Consider the following 13,660-nt stretch of genomic DNA (forward strand, 5'->3'; position numbering starts at 1 on the left):
CCCGCGGCATGGGCCGATTGGGTGAGCTGGAACCTGTCCCCCGCAAGTCCACCGTCGAGATCGTCTCCGACGAGCTGCGCGAGGCGATCATGTACGGGTCGCTGGAGCCCGGCGCGCAGCTCGGCGAGGCCGAGCTCGCCGGGCGCCTCGGCATCAGCCGCGGCCCGCTGCGCGAGGCGATGCAGCGGCTCGTCCAGGAGGGGCTGCTGGTCAGCGAGCCGCACCGCGGGCTGTTCGTGATCACGCTGGACGAGGGCGACGTCGAGGACGTCTACCTGGCCCGGCTCGCGATCGAGCGGGAGGCGTGCCGGCTGATCATGGCGCGCAACCGCGGCGAGGCGGTGGCCCGGCTCACCGACGCCCTGGACGCCCTCGTCGAGGCGGCGCAGCAGCGCGACCGGGTCGCGATGAGCGACGCCGACCAGGCGTTCCACGAGGTGCTGGTCAGCTCGTCCGGCAGCCCCCGGCTGGAGCGGATGGCGCACACCCTGCTGGTGGAGACCCGGATGTGCCTGAACGCGCTCCAGGACACCTACCCCGAGCCGTCCGACCTGGTCGAGGAGCACCGGCGGCTGGTCGACGCGATCGGCGACGGCGAGGAGGAGCGGCTGCTCGTCCTCATCGAGGAGCACATGACCGACTCGATCCAGCGGCTGCGCGCCTCCCGGCCGTAGCCCCGAGGAGGACACCCCCAGGACACCGCCCCCTGGACACCGGCCCCGGGGGCACCTAGATTGCAGATTGTCGACAATCTACCGGAGGGACGCGCATGGCGACGCTGTCACCCCTGCTCAAGCAGGCCACACCCGTCCTGGCCGAACGCGGCGAGGGCGTCTACCTCTACGACACCGAGGGCCGCCGGCACCTGGACTTCACCGCGGGCATCGGCGTCACCAACACCGGCCACTGCCACCCGCGCGTGGTGGAGGCGGCGCGGAGGCAGGTCGGGACGCTCATCCACGGGCAGTACACGACCGTCATGCACGAACCCCTGCTGCGGCTCGTCGAGGCGCTCGGCGACGTCCTGCCGGACGGCCTGGACTCGCTGTTCTTCCTCAACAGCGGCAGCGAGGCCGTCGAGGCGTCCATCCGGCTCGCGCGGCACGCCACCGGGCGGCAGAACATCGTCGTCTTCCACGGCTCCTTCCACGGCCGGACGATGGGCGCCGCCGCGCTCACCACGGCCGGCACCAAGTTCCGCGCCGGCATCGGGCCGCTGATGCCGGGCGCCGCCATCGCGCCGTTCCCGCAGGCCTACCGGTACGGGTGGGACGAGGAGGAGGCCACCCGGTTCGCGCTGCGCGAGCTGGACTACCTGCTCGCCACCGCGAGCCCCGCGTCCGACACGGCCGCGTTCGTCGTCGAGCCCGTGCTCGGCGAGGGCGGCTACATCCCGGCGCCGCCCGCGTTCCTGGAGGGGCTGCGCGAGCGCGCCGACCGGCACGGCATCCTGCTCATCATGGACGAGGTGCAGACCGGGTTCGGGCGGACCGGCCGGTTCTGGGGCCACCAGCACGCGGCCGCGCTGCCCGACGTCCTCATCACCGCCAAGGGGCTGGCCAGCGGGTTCCCGCTGTCGGCGATCGCGGCGCCGACCGCGCTGATGGAGAAGGCGCGGCCGGGCTCGCAGGGCGGCACCTACGGCGGCAACGCGGTCGCCTGCGCCGCCGCGCTCGCGACGCTCGAGGTCATCGCCGAGGAGGGCCTCGTCGGCAACGCCGAGCGGCAGGGCGCGCGGCTGAACGACGGGCTGCGCAAGGTCGCCGCCGACCATCCGGAGATCGGCGACGTGCGCGGGCTCGGGCTGATGCAGGCCAGCGAGTTCACCGGGGCGGACGGCGAGCCCGACGCCGCCGCCGCCCAGCGGGCGCACAAGGCCGCGGCCGAGCACGGCCTGCTGCTGCTGACCTGCGGCGCGTACGGCAACGTCGTCCGGATGATCCCGCCGCTGATCGTGACCGAGGCGCAGGTCGACGACGCCCTCGCGCTCTGGTCGCGGGCCGTGGCGGACGCCGTCGGCTGACCGCCCGGCGGGGGGCGGGCGGCCGCCCGCCCCCCGCTCCGCCGCCCGCCGGCCTCCTGTTAGATTCCGAATCTGATTCGACATCTTGGAGGCGGCGTTGCGTCCCTGGCACACCCCCGAGCGCGCGGAGCTGCGCCGGCTCGTCCGCGACTTCACCGCGCGGGAGATCGTCCCGCACCTGCCCGCGTGGGAGGACGCCGGCGAGCTCCCCCGGGAGCTGCACGCGCGGGCCGCCGCGGCGGGGCTGCTCGGCGCCGGGTTCCCGGAGAAGGCCGGCGGGTCCGGCGGCGAGCTGTTCGACGCGCTGATCGTCGCCGAGGAGATCATCCAGGCGGGCGGCTCCGGCGGGGTCGTCGCGTCGCTGTTCACGCACGGGATCGCGCTGCCGCACATCATCGCGTCCGGCGACGACGCGCTGGTCGACCGGTTCGCCCGGCCGGTGCTCGCGGGCGAGGCGATCGGCGCGCTCGGCGTCACCGAGCCCGGCACCGGGTCGGACGTGGCGGGCATCCGCACCACCGCCGTCCGCGACGGCGACCACTACGTCGTCAACGGCGCCAAGCTGTTCATCACCTCGGGCGTGCGCGCGGACTTCGTCACCACCGCGGTGCGGACGGGCGGCCCCGGTTTCGACGGCATCTCGCTGCTGGTCATCGAGAAGGGCGCGCCGGGCTTCACCGTGTCGCGGCCGCTGCGCAAGATGGGCTGGCTCTGCTCCGACACGGCGGAGCTGTCGTTCAGCGACGTCCGGGTGCCGGCCGCGAACCTGGTCGGCGCGGAGAACACCGGGTTCCTGCAGATCGTGCAGAACTTCGTGACCGAGCGGCTCTCGCTCGCCGTCCAGGCGTACGCGACGGCGCAGCGCTGCCTGGACCTCACGCTCGGCTGGGTCCGCGAGCGCGACACCTTCGGCCGCCCGCTCGCGTCCCGCCAGCTCGTCCGGCACAAGATCGCCGAGATGGCCCGGCAGACGGACGTGGCCCGCACCTACGTCCGCGCGGTCGCCGAGCGGCACGCCGCGGGCGAGGACGTGCTCACCGAGACCGCCTACGCCAAGAACACCGCCGTCCTCGCCTGCGAGCACGTCGTGCACGAGGCGGTCCAGCTGCACGGCGGCATGGGCTACATGCGCGAGTCGGAGGTCGAGCGCCACTACCGCGACGCCCGCATCCTCGGCATCGGCGGCGGCACCAACGAGATCATGAACGAGATCGCGGCCAAGCGCCTCGGCCTCTAGCGGGGAGCGGCGCCCGGCGGGGAGAGGGTCCGCCGGGCGCCGCCGCGCGGGGGGCGGGTCAGCCGAGCGGGTTGCCGCAGTCGATGGGCCAGTACGGGCCCCAGATGTCGAGCGAGTTCAGCACGAACTTGATCGCCACCGGGTCGAAGGCGATGCCGACGTGCGCGTTGGTGTCGTTCGCGCACTTGTCCTGGAGCAGGACGTTCTGCGCGTTCGACTCGTTGAGGAACGCCGAGGTGTAGGGCGTGACGACCTCGTCGTACTTGGTGGCCAGCACGATGTAGGACGGGCCGGGCACCGTGTCGCCGCCCGCGTTGAGGTCCTTCAGGAAGTCGGAGCCGGTGATCTGCTGCCCGGCGGCGGGCGCGGCCTTCACCACCGCCTGCGTGATGCCGAGCAGGCTGCCGAGCGCCACCAGCCCGGACAGGTTCGTGCCGTGGTTGGACGGGACGAGCCCGATCAGCTTGTTGACCTTCGCGGCCCCGCCCAGGGACTTGATGTAGTACCGGGGCATCATGCCGCCCTGCGAGTGCCCGACCATGTCGACCTTGGACGCACCGGTCGAGGCGAGCACCTTGTCGACGAACGCCGACAGCTGCCCGGCCGATGTCGGAATGTCGCCGATCCCCTGAATGGGACCGTCCTTCGGGCCGCCGTAATTGAGGGCGTAGACGCAGTATCCGGCCTTCTTCAGCGCCGGGGAGAGCTTCTGCCAGTTGAACGCCATGTTCTCGAACGTGCCGTGCACGAGCACGACCGGCCGGGGGTGCCAGAACGACGGCTTGCAGTTCCAGTCGTTGGCACCGTCCGGGCTGGTCTCGGCGTGCGCGGCGGGCGCGACCATGCCGGCCGCGCCGAGGGCGGCGGCCGCCGCCGCGGCCGTGACCGCCCAGGTACGGAGTCGTCGGAAACGCATGGGCTTCTCCCTCATGAGGGCACGGCGAAAAGAGGCCGCGGCCCGGCGCCTTTCGCCCGGCCCGGCCGTTCATCGCCGTGATGACCGGGGTGGAGTTCCCACAAGGTACGGCCGCCTCGGGGCCCGGTCTTGTGGGCGGGCCTCCGGTTGTCGGGGAGAAATTGTCAGCCGACTCACAAGCAGGCCGGGCATGCCGCCCGCCCTGCGGCCGGGACCGGTCAGCCGCGGGCGAGCCCGTCGACGAGCGCGCGCAGGCCGTCGAGGTAGGTGTCCCGCTCGGTCAGCGGCCCCCAGCGTTCGGCGACCTCCGCCAGCCTCGGCAGCTCCGTGCCGTCCAGCTCGGCGAAGACGCGCTCGCGGTAGGTGGGCCGGTCGTCGCCGGCGCGGCGGCGGGCCGCCGCCGACCGGACGATGATCTCGCCGGCGGTGTAGTACCAGATCGCCCGGTACCCGTGGACGGCCCGTTCGGGGCTCAGCCCGAGCTCGGCCAGGCCCGCCAGGATCTGGTCCACGAACCACAGCGCCGACGTCGCCATCAGGTCGTCGGCGGTGAGCACCTCGACGATCCACGGGCAGGCCGCGAGCGCCTCGCGGATCGCCGCCGCCATGGCGACCACGCGTTCGCGCGGGTCGGCCGGGACGGCGGGGCGGCGCAGCGTCCGCGCGGCGTAGTCGTCCAGCAGCAGCAGGAGCAGCTCCTCCTTGTCGCGGACGTGGTGGTACAGCGCCATGGGGGTGCTGCCGACCTCCCCCGCGAGCCGGCGCATCGTCAGCTTCCCGACGCCCTCCTCGTCCACGATCCGGCGGGCGGCGTCGAGGATCTCCGCGCGGGAGATGCGGGGCGGCCGGCCCCGCTGGGCGGACTGTCGCGGCATGCCCCCATCATCGCGGGCTCGACACGGCGCGGCATCTCGGGCTATTTTTCTTACATGTACAAAAATACTCGGGGGCGACCCGGGGTGGTGCTCGCGGCCGCGTCCGTCGCACAGTTCGTCGTCGCCCTGGACATGGCGGTGGTCAACGTCGCACTGCCCGCGATCCGGGCCGGCCTCGGCTTCGCGCCGGTCGGCCTGGCCTGGGTCGTGCACGTCTACGCGCTCACCTTCGGCGGGTTCCTGCTGCTCGGCGGCCGGGCCGGCGACCTGTACGGGCGGCGCCGGCTGTTCACCGCCGGCCTCGTCGTCTTCGGACTGTGCTCCCTCGCCGGCGGCCTCGCCCAGGCGCCCTGGCAGCTCGTCGCCGCCCGCGCCGGGCAGGGCCTCGGCGCCGCGGCGGTCGCGCCGGCCGCCCTCGCCCTGCTCACCACGACCTTCGAGGGCCGCGCCCGCGTCCGCGCGCTCGGCGTCTGGAGCGCGGTGAACGCGGCGGGCGGCGCCCTCGGCGTCCTCGCCGGCGGGCTGCTGACCGAGTACGCGGGCTGGCGCTGGGTGATGCTGGTCAACCTGCCCATCGTCGCGGCGGCCCTGGCGCTCGTCCCGGCGGGCGTGCCCGCGGCGGCGGGCACCGCCGCGCGGGACCGGCTGGACGTCCTCGGCGCGGTCCTCGCGACCGGCGGCATCGGGCTGCTGGTGGTCGGCGTCGTCCGCACCGACACGCTCGGCTGGACGTCCCCGGCGACGCTCGGCACCCTCGCGGCGGCGGCCGTGCTCCTCGCGGCGTTCGCCTTCGCCGAGTCCCGGTCCGCGTCGCCGCTCGTCCGCCTCGGCCTGCTGCGCGGCCGCTGGGTGGCGGGCGCGAACGTCATCGTGTTCCTCGCCGCCGCCGGCCAGTTCTCCGCCTTCTACTTCGTGTCGCTCTACCTGCAGGAGGTGCTCGGGATGGGGGCGGCCGCGACCGGCGCCGCGTTCCTGCCCTTCTCCCTCGGGCTGGTCGCCGGCACCGTGGCCGCCACCCGCATCACCTCGGCCCGCTCCCCGCGCGCGGCGCTGATCCCCGGCGGGCTGCTCGGCGCGGCGGGCCTCGGCTGGTTCGCGTTCATCAGCCCGGGCGGCGGGTTCCTCACCGACGTCCTCGGCCCGTCCCTGCTCTGCAGCGTCGGCACCGGCCTCGTGCTCGCCCCGGTCACCGTCGCGGCCACCACCGGCGTCGCGCCCCGTGAGGCGGGGATGGCCTCGGGCCTGGTCAACAGCTCCCGCCAGCTCGGCGGCTGCGTCGGGTTGGCGGCCCTCGCCACCGTCGCCGCCCACCGCACCGGCGGCGCCGCGACCGCGTCCGCGCTGAACGACGGCTACGCCCTGAGCCTCACCGTCGCCGCCGCCCTCTTCCTCGTCGCGGCCGCCGCCGCGGCGGCGCTCCCCCGCCGCGCTCCCGCCTCCGCGCGGCCGCCCGCACCCGAACCCACGCAAGACCGACTGGAAGGAACACGCTCATGAATCCGATCGATCTGTTCGAGTCCGCCCTCGCGTTCCACCCCGGCGGCGCCGTCCGCGCCGGCGAGCCGCGCATGACCACCGACGACGGCGGCTGGCAGCTCGCGGCCTTCCGCGTGCGCACCGACGCGGACGTGCACGCCGACCACTGGGAGGTGCATCCGGCCGCGGAGGAGGCGGTGTGCTGCCTGTCCGGCGGCCTGCGGATCTACTTCCGCCCCGAGGAGCCGGGCGGCGAGGAGGAGATGGCGCGGCTGGCCCCCGGCACCGCGGTCATCGTGCCGCGCGGGCGCTGGCACCGCCTCGAACTGGACGGACCGAGCGAGATCATGTCCATCGGCCTGCGCCGCGGCTCCCGCCAGGAGCGGCGAACCGACGCGCCCTGACAAGCGCCGGTGGCCGCGCCCGCCTTCGGGCGCGGCCGCCGGGGCGAGGTCAGGACTGGACGACGGCGCCCTCCTTCAGGAGGGTGTCGGCGTCGTCGAAGCCGAGGTCGTCCAGGACGGCGCGGGTCTGGCCGCCGGGCAGGGCGGGGACGCCGTCGGTCGCGCCGGGGGTGCGGGAGAAGCGCGGCGCGGGGGCGGGCTGGCGGTGCCCGGCCATCTCGGGGAAGACGTCCCGGGCCGTGTTGTAGGGGTGCTCGGCGGCCTCGTTCATGGACAGGACGGGGGCCACGCACGCGTCGCTGGGGACGAAGACCTCCGTCCACTCGTCCCGGGTGCGGGTGCGGAAGACGGCGGCGAAGCGGTCCCGCAGGACGGGCCAGCCGTCGTGGTCGTGCTGGTGGGGAAGGTCCTCGCCGTCGAGGCCGAGCAGCCGGATGAACTCGGCGTAGAACTGCGGCTCGATGGCGCCGACGGCCATGTGCCGCCCGTCGGAGGTCTCGTAGACGTCGTACCAGGGGGCGCCGGTGTCGAGCATGTTGACGCCGCGGCGGTCCTCCCAGAGGCCGCCCGCGAGGAAGCCGTGGATGAAGGTGGACAGGTGGGCGGTGCCGTCCACGATCGCGGCGTCCACGACCTGGCCCTTGCCGCTCGCCCGCGACTCCAGCAGCGCGGACAGCACGCCGACGATCAGGTACATGCTGCCGCCGGCGAAGTCGCCGAGCAGGTTCATCGGGACCTGCGGCGGGCCGCCCGCGCGGCCGATGGCGTGCAGGGCGCCGGTCACCGCGATGTAGCCGACGTCATGGCCGGCGGTGTGGGCGAGCGGCCCCTCCTGCCCCCAGCCGGTCATGCGGCCGTAGACGAGCCTGGAGTTGCGGGCGAGGCAGTCGTCCGGGCCGATGCCGAGGCGCTCGGTGACGCCGGGGCGGAACCCTTCGAGCAGCACGTCGGACTTCTCGACCAGGCGGAGGACGACCTCCCGGCCGCGCTCGCTCTTCAGGTCGATGGCGATGGACCGCTTGCCGCGGTTGCTGAAGTCGGTGCCGCCGGCCGCCTCGCCCGGCCGGACGGCGGAGGCCCGGTCCACCCGGATCACGTCGGCGCCGAGGTCGGCCAGCAGCATCGCCGCGAACGGCCCGGGCCCGATCCCGGCCAGCTCGATCACCCGTACCCCGGACAGCGGCCCCTTGCCCATCTGCGACTCCCTGAATCGTGTTCGGTGTGCCCCCAGTGTGCACCATCCAGGTAAGCGCGTGCTGACGCGGGCTCAGCGGGCGGTCAGGGCGACCGGTGTGCGCGGCGTGCCGGTGCCGACGAGCAGGCCCTTGCGCGTCGTCGAGCGCTCGACGCCGCCCGCGTGCGGGACCAGGCCGCGCCCCGCCGCCGCCACGTAGTACCAGCGGTCCGAGGGGGCCTGCCACCAGGTCCCGCTGACCGGCCGGGCCGGGTCGCACGCGCCGGTGGCGCGGTCGTCCGCGCCGAGCAGCACCGCCTGCCCGGTGGTCCCGCCCGCCGCGTACGCCAGCCGGGCGCAGATCCAGTCGGCGGACGGGCCGCCGTGCGGCAGCCGCCCGGACCAGAAGTCGTGCGCGGTCGCCGCGGCCACCGGCCGCGCGGGGCGCGGCGTCGCGCAGGCCACCCGGTCCCAGGTGGCGCGGGCGCCCTTCCCCAGGCGGGCCGGGCGGTCGGCGCCGCCCGGCCGCCACGACGGCGTGTGGTAGCCGAGGTCGGCGGCGCGCGGGCCGCCGAGGTCGCCGACCGTGCGGGAGCCGAGGTGGAACAGCGGGCCCCGCCCGCAGTCGGTGCGCGCGCGGACGGGCGCGGTCACGCCGCCGGACACGGGCAGCGCGTCCCCGCCGAAAGTCTCGGGCGGCGGCTCCCAGGGGGCGATGAGGTAGCGGCCGCCGCCGAGGGCGATCGGGGCGGACGGGCCGGTGCCGGCGGCGGTGACCTCCAGCCGTCCCGGGGTGTAGCGGGCCAGCCGGTCGCCGCGGCGCATGACGGCGAGGGGCGTGCCGTCGAGGCGGCCCGCGTACAGGAGCTGGGCGGTGCCGCCCGCGGCGCGGCGGCCGGCGGGCGCGGCCGCCCACGCGGCGGCGGCGCGCCGGGTGAACGCCCGGTCGCCGGCGAGGTCGCCGCGCGCGGGCCAGGCGTCCAGGGTGCGGGCGCCGCGCGTCCAGGCGCCCGGGGCGGCCGACACGAGCCGCGGCGGACGCGCGGACGTCGCGCGGGAGTCGTCGTGCTCGGTGGCGACCAGCGCGCCGACGAGCCCGGCGGTGAGGATCGCGGCGGTCGCGAGCGGCAGCACCGACCGGGTGCGGACGGGCCGCAGCGTCTCGGCGTCGAACCGGTCGGCGCCGCGCGGCGCGGGCACCCGGACCGCCTCGGCGGCGCGGATCGTCGACCAGGGGTCGCGCACCCCGAGCTGGATCAGCTGGTCGCGGATCTCGTACCGGGGCAGCCCCTCCACGTACCGGAGCACGTAGGCGGCGCGGACGTGCGGCGCGAGCCGGGACAGCGCCGCGGTCAGCGCCGGGTCGGGCAGCCGCGCGGGCAGCGCCCGCAGCCAGGGGCCGAGGCCGATCTGGAGGCGGCGGGAGGGGCGCAGCGCGCGGCGCAGCACGCGGGTGCGGCGCCGGGCGAGCCCGGCGGCGGACCGGTCCCGCGCGCCGCGCGCGGTGCCGTCCACGATCCGGCGGGCGATCGCCAGCCGGTACACGCGCCTGCCCTTGCCCGGCAGAACGAAATACGCCATCCGGACAAGGTCCGGGTACGCCGATTTGGCCGGCGGCGTTTCCGTCCGGGCATTCGTCATGACATCTTCCGTCACGGCGGGCCACTCCCTCTGGGCCGTTCCTCGATCGCGGAAATCCGAGGTTAGAGCGCTGCGGGCGACGGTCGGCGCGAAATTGGGAGAACGATTAACCGGCCGCAAAGAAATGTCATCTCATTTCCGTATGCGGCCCGCGCCGGGGCGGGAGGCACTACGCTGATGGGCTCCCGGGGTACCGTCCCGCGCCGCACGGCGCCGGACCCGCGCGCCCCCGCCGCGTCCGGGACGAGACGAGCGACGGAGAGGGATTCCCGGATCCATGACGGAGGACGTCCCGGGCTACCGGGTGCTGGAGCAGGTCGGCGAGGGCGGCTTCAGCGTCGTGTACCGCGCGCACCAGGAGCGCCTCGACCGGACGGTCGCGCTGAAGGTGCTGTCGGTCGGCGCGGTGGACGCCGCGGCCATGCGGCGCTTCCAGCGCGAATGCAAGATCACCGGGCGGCTGTCCGGGCATCCGAACATCGTGACCGTGCTGGACACCGGCACCACCCGCGCCGGCCGGCCCTACATCGCGATGGAGTACTTCGAGCACGGCGCGCTCACCGACCGGCTCGCCGCGGAGGGGCCGCTGCCGGTCGCGGACGTGCTGCGGATCGGGGTGAAGACGGCGGGCGCGCTCGCCGCCACCCACGAGACCGACGTCCTGCACCGGGACGTCAAGCCGCAGAACGTGCTGCTGTCGCGGTACGGGGAGCCGGCGCTCGCCGACTTCGGCATCGCCCGCCTGGTCGACTCCTTCGACGCCACGCACACCCAGGCGTTCACACCGAACCACGCCGCGCCCGAGGTGCTGGAGGGCCGGCCGCCCGGCGTCGGCGCCGACGTCTACTCGCTCGGCTCGACGCTGTACCAGCTGCTCGCGGGGCGGCCGGCGTTCAAGGGCCCGCCCGGCGAGGGCATCGCGCCGCTGATGCTGCGGATCCTGCACGAGCCGCCGCCGATCCCCCGGGCCGACGTCCCGCCGCAGGTCGCGGACGTCCTCGGGCACGCGATGGCGAAGGCGCCCGAGCAGCGCTTCGCGTCCGCCGTGGAGTTCGCGCGGGCGCTCCAGCGCGTGCAGGCCGAACTGGGCCTGCCCGTCACGGACCTGGCCATCGACGGCGCCGGCGCGCAGCCCTCCCCCGCGCCCGGTCCGCCCGGTCCGCCGCTCGTGCCCGAGTGGGCGCCCACGGCGGGCGACCCGCACGCGCGCAGCCTCGGCAGGACGGGCCCGACGACCCCGCACACCGGCCCGGCGGGCCCGCCCCCGCCGCCGCTTCCCGCGCGGCCGCACGACGGGCCGCGCCGCGGGCTGATCGTCGCGGCCGGCGTCGCGCTCGCGGGCGGGCTCGCGCTCGGCGTCGGCGCGCTCGCGCTGGCGAACCGCGGCGGGGATCCGGAGAAGGACAAGCAGGGCGCCGCCCCGCAGCCGTCCCAGACCGCCCCGCAGGCGCAGAGCCAGCACGGGCCGGTGACGGCCGAGGACCTCGCCGCGCTGCGCCCGCGCAAGCTCACCGTCCGGCAGACCGGGCGGACGGCCGTGCTCCGCTGGACGCTGCCGGCCGGCGCGCGGGCCCTGCCGCTGCTCGTCCAGCGGCAGCCCGCCGGGTCGAAGGCGGTGACGACGGCCCCGGCCGGGTCGCGGTCGGCGACCGTGCCGGGCCTGCGGCCGAAGGCGACCGCCTGCTTCAAGGTGGGCGCGGTGGTACGCCTCACCCAGGGCCGGGCGCCGGACGTCGCCTGGTCGGCCCCCGCCTGCCTGCGCCCGGCGAAGGGCGGCGCGGCACCGCGCGGCTGACGGACCGCCCTACCGTCTGGAAGTGCGGCTAGCCGCACTTCCAGACGGTAGGGCCGGCGAAGCTCTTCCAGTCTCCGGGCGTGTTGACCAGGTAGCCGAGGACGTAGCCGGTCTTGCCGCTGTAGGTGATCTTGGCGTACTTGTCGCCGGCGAGGTTGGAGTCCTTGGGGTGCGTGTAGTACGTGCCCTTCGCCTGGCAGTGGACGGTGACCATCTCGCCGTTGTTGTCGTGCATGGTGGCGACGAGCGCGCCGTTCTTCCCGTCGGGCGTCGCCCGGATGTAGGCGTCGGAGTTGCCGTTGCGCTCCACCGGGTACTTGGCGGCCGGGCCGGTCAGCCCGATGCGGGCCGTCGCGGGCGCGCCGGTGCCGGCGTCGTTCGCGGCGGTGACGGTGAAGGTGTAGGTCCCGTTCGTCCACACGTCGCCGAGCACGGCGGACGTGCCCGACGCCGTGACCGAGCCCTTCACCGGGCCGCTGTAGGCGAGCCGGTAGGTGAGGTTCTCCGCGCCGGGCGGGGGCGTCCACGACACCTTCGTCCCGGACGTCGACGCCCGCGCGGTGAGGCCGGTCGGCGCGCCCGGCGTCACGCACGGCCGGACGGGGTCGCTCGCCGCCGACACCGCCTCGCGGGTCCGGCCGCGGGCGTCGCGGTAGCGGACGGCGACGCGGAACCGGTACTCGCGCCCGCAGTCGCCGCCGGTCACGGTGAAGGTGAAGGGGCCCGCGCCCGGCCGGATCGAGGACGGGCTCGCGGCCAGCCCGGACGGGACGTCCTTCAGCACGTAGCCGATGACGCCCTCGCCCCGCGACGGCTGGAACCCGATCCGCATCGTGCCCGCGCCGGGCGTCACGGAGACGTTGGACGGCGCGCTCGGGGGCTCGCCGGGCCCCGGCGGCTCCGGGCTCCGGGACGGCGGCCGGGGCCGGGACGGCGGCGGCGGCGCGTCCCCGTCGCCGGGCAGCGGGATCGCGTGGCGCTTCTGGCCGCCCGGCACCCGGTCCTTGTACTTGTCGACGCCCTTGCGGGCGCCCTGCGCGTCGACCACGACGGCGTGCGGGCCGGACGGGTCGTTCGCCCACAGCATCCCGTCGCGGACGAACACGTCGAGCTTGGACGGCCGCCCCGTCACCCGGACGGGCGCCTCGAACCGGTGCTCGGCCGAGTCGTAGACGAGCAGCGCCCCGGCGGTCTCGTCCGGGATGTAGACCTTCGCGCCGAGCATCTGCGGCGGCCGGTACCGGTGCTTCGGCATCGCGAGCCGGGTGCTGGAGTACCGCCCGGTGCCGGTGTCGACGGTGACGAGCGACCCGGTGCCCGGCACCAGCATCGGGACGACGGCGCCGTCGGTGGCGGCGGGGGCGAGCACGCCGCCGCGCCCCGCCCGCCGGACGGTCGCGGGCAGCCGCACCGTGAGGTTCGCCCCGGACGGCCTGACGACGGTGGCGGTGCCGGCGGTCGAGTCGGTGACGACCGGGTCGCCGCCCGCCATGGTGAGCGCGAGGTCGTCGCCCGCCGCGCCGACGCGGACGGGCGGGCGGAGCCGGCCGCCGGCGAACGCCGCGACCCGCCCGTCCTTCGCGACCGGCACCCAGAGCGCGCCCCGCGCGTCGATGCCCGCCTGCCCGAGGACGGGCGGCAGCGTCGCCGCCGGACCGACCGGGGTCAGCGCGACCGGGTCGATCTCCTGGACGACGCCCTTGACCGAGTCGACCGTGTACGCCTTCCCGGCCCCGGCGAGGACCTGGATGCCCTTGCCGAGCGGGCGGCTCGTGCCGATGTCCAGCTGGGACGGGTCGAGCCGGCTGACGACGCCGGTGTCCTCGTCGATGATCAGGACGGTGCCGCCGTCCTGCACGATCCTGATGTTGTGGCCGCGCATCTGCGGGACGACGCCCGCCTTGCCGTCGACCTTGCCCGCCGGGCCGTTGACGTGCACGACCACGCCCTTGGTGCGGGCGGTCAGCCAGGCGCCGACGTCGGCGAGCCGGTACTTGGCGCTGGCGACGCCCACCCCGTAGACGGCCGCCGCGATGACGAGCACCCCGACGAGCCCCACCGCGATCTGCCCCGTCAGCCGATCGACCCCGAACACACGTACACGCACACCCGTTCACCT

At 75.6% G+C, this 13,660-nt stretch carries 11 protein-coding genes; 6 read left to right on the forward strand and 5 right to left on the reverse strand.

Features of this window, described 5'->3' with window-relative positions; translation table 11 throughout:
• The first annotated feature begins 8 nt into the window (after positions 1-8).
• The 3 genes from HUT06_RS28045 to HUT06_RS28055 all read left to right on the forward strand — a co-directional run bounded on the left by HUT06_RS28045 (position 9) and on the right by HUT06_RS28055 (position 3,260).
• On the forward strand, positions 9-674 hold the full coding sequence (locus HUT06_RS28045) for a GntR family transcriptional regulator (RefSeq protein ID WP_176198444.1): 666 nt from the start codon (positions 9-11) through the stop codon (positions 672-674).
• A gap of 95 nt (positions 675-769) precedes the next feature.
• Positions 770-2,023: an aspartate aminotransferase family protein gene (locus HUT06_RS28050; RefSeq protein WP_176198445.1), complete on the forward strand. Its 1,254-nt coding sequence runs from the start codon at positions 770-772 to the stop codon at positions 2,021-2,023.
• A 97-nt stretch (positions 2,024-2,120) separates the two neighbouring features.
• Positions 2,121-3,260 carry an acyl-CoA dehydrogenase family protein gene (locus HUT06_RS28055; protein ID WP_176198446.1) on the forward strand — a complete coding sequence of 380 codons (1,140 nt, stop codon included), beginning with the start codon at positions 2,121-2,123 and terminating at the stop codon, positions 3,258-3,260.
• Positions 3,261-3,318: 58 nt separating this feature from the next.
• Here HUT06_RS28055 and HUT06_RS28060 read toward each other — a convergent pair whose 3' ends face one another.
• Positions 3,319-4,176: a triacylglycerol lipase gene (locus HUT06_RS28060; protein WP_176198447.1), complete on the reverse strand. Its 858-nt coding sequence runs from the start codon at positions 4,174-4,176 to the stop codon at positions 3,319-3,321.
• Positions 4,177-4,394: 218 nt separating this feature from the next.
• Entirely contained in the window at positions 4,395-5,051 is a 657-nt protein-coding gene (locus HUT06_RS28065; protein WP_176198448.1) for a TetR/AcrR family transcriptional regulator, read from the reverse strand.
• 54 nt (positions 5,052-5,105) lie between these two features.
• On the opposite strand from HUT06_RS28065, the gene HUT06_RS28070 reads away from it, so the two are divergent.
• Complete coding sequence (locus tag HUT06_RS28070) at positions 5,106-6,548, forward strand: MFS transporter (RefSeq protein ID WP_176198449.1); 1,443 nt, start codon at positions 5,106-5,108, stop codon at positions 6,546-6,548.
• A complete protein-coding gene (locus HUT06_RS28075; protein WP_176198450.1) occupies positions 6,545-6,931 on the forward strand; it encodes a cupin domain-containing protein in 387 nt (128 codons plus the stop codon). Before HUT06_RS28070 ends, HUT06_RS28075 begins: the two co-directional genes overlap by 4 nt.
• Before the next feature lie 49 nt (positions 6,932-6,980).
• Here the strand turns inward: HUT06_RS28075 and HUT06_RS28080 are convergent, their stop codons facing one another.
• Both HUT06_RS28080 and HUT06_RS28085 read right to left on the reverse strand, forming a co-directional pair.
• Positions 6,981-8,126, reverse strand: coding sequence for a CaiB/BaiF CoA-transferase family protein (locus tag HUT06_RS28080; RefSeq protein ID WP_176198451.1), 1,146 nt, complete (start codon positions 8,124-8,126; stop codon positions 6,981-6,983).
• A 72-nt stretch (positions 8,127-8,198) separates the two neighbouring features.
• Positions 8,199-9,686, reverse strand: a complete 1,488-nt coding sequence (locus HUT06_RS28085) for a hypothetical protein (RefSeq protein ID WP_176198452.1) — start codon at positions 9,684-9,686, stop codon at positions 8,199-8,201.
• Between the two features lie 337 nt (positions 9,687-10,023).
• Between HUT06_RS28085 and HUT06_RS28090 the strand changes: the two genes are divergently transcribed.
• Positions 10,024-11,541 (forward strand): serine/threonine-protein kinase, encoded by a 1,518-nt coding sequence (locus HUT06_RS28090; RefSeq protein ID WP_176198453.1) that lies wholly within the window; start codon positions 10,024-10,026, stop codon positions 11,539-11,541.
• A 28-nt stretch (positions 11,542-11,569) separates the two neighbouring features.
• Here the strand turns inward: HUT06_RS28090 and HUT06_RS28095 are convergent, their stop codons facing one another.
• Positions 11,570-13,648 carry a fibronectin type III domain-containing protein gene (locus HUT06_RS28095; protein WP_176198454.1) on the reverse strand — a complete coding sequence of 693 codons (2,079 nt, stop codon included), beginning with the start codon at positions 13,646-13,648 and terminating at the stop codon, positions 11,570-11,572.
• Positions 13,649-13,660: the final 12 nt, after the last annotated feature.

Source organism: Actinomadura sp. NAK00032, from assembly GCF_013364275.1.
Classification (GTDB): domain Bacteria; phylum Actinomycetota; class Actinomycetes; order Streptosporangiales; family Streptosporangiaceae; genus Spirillospora.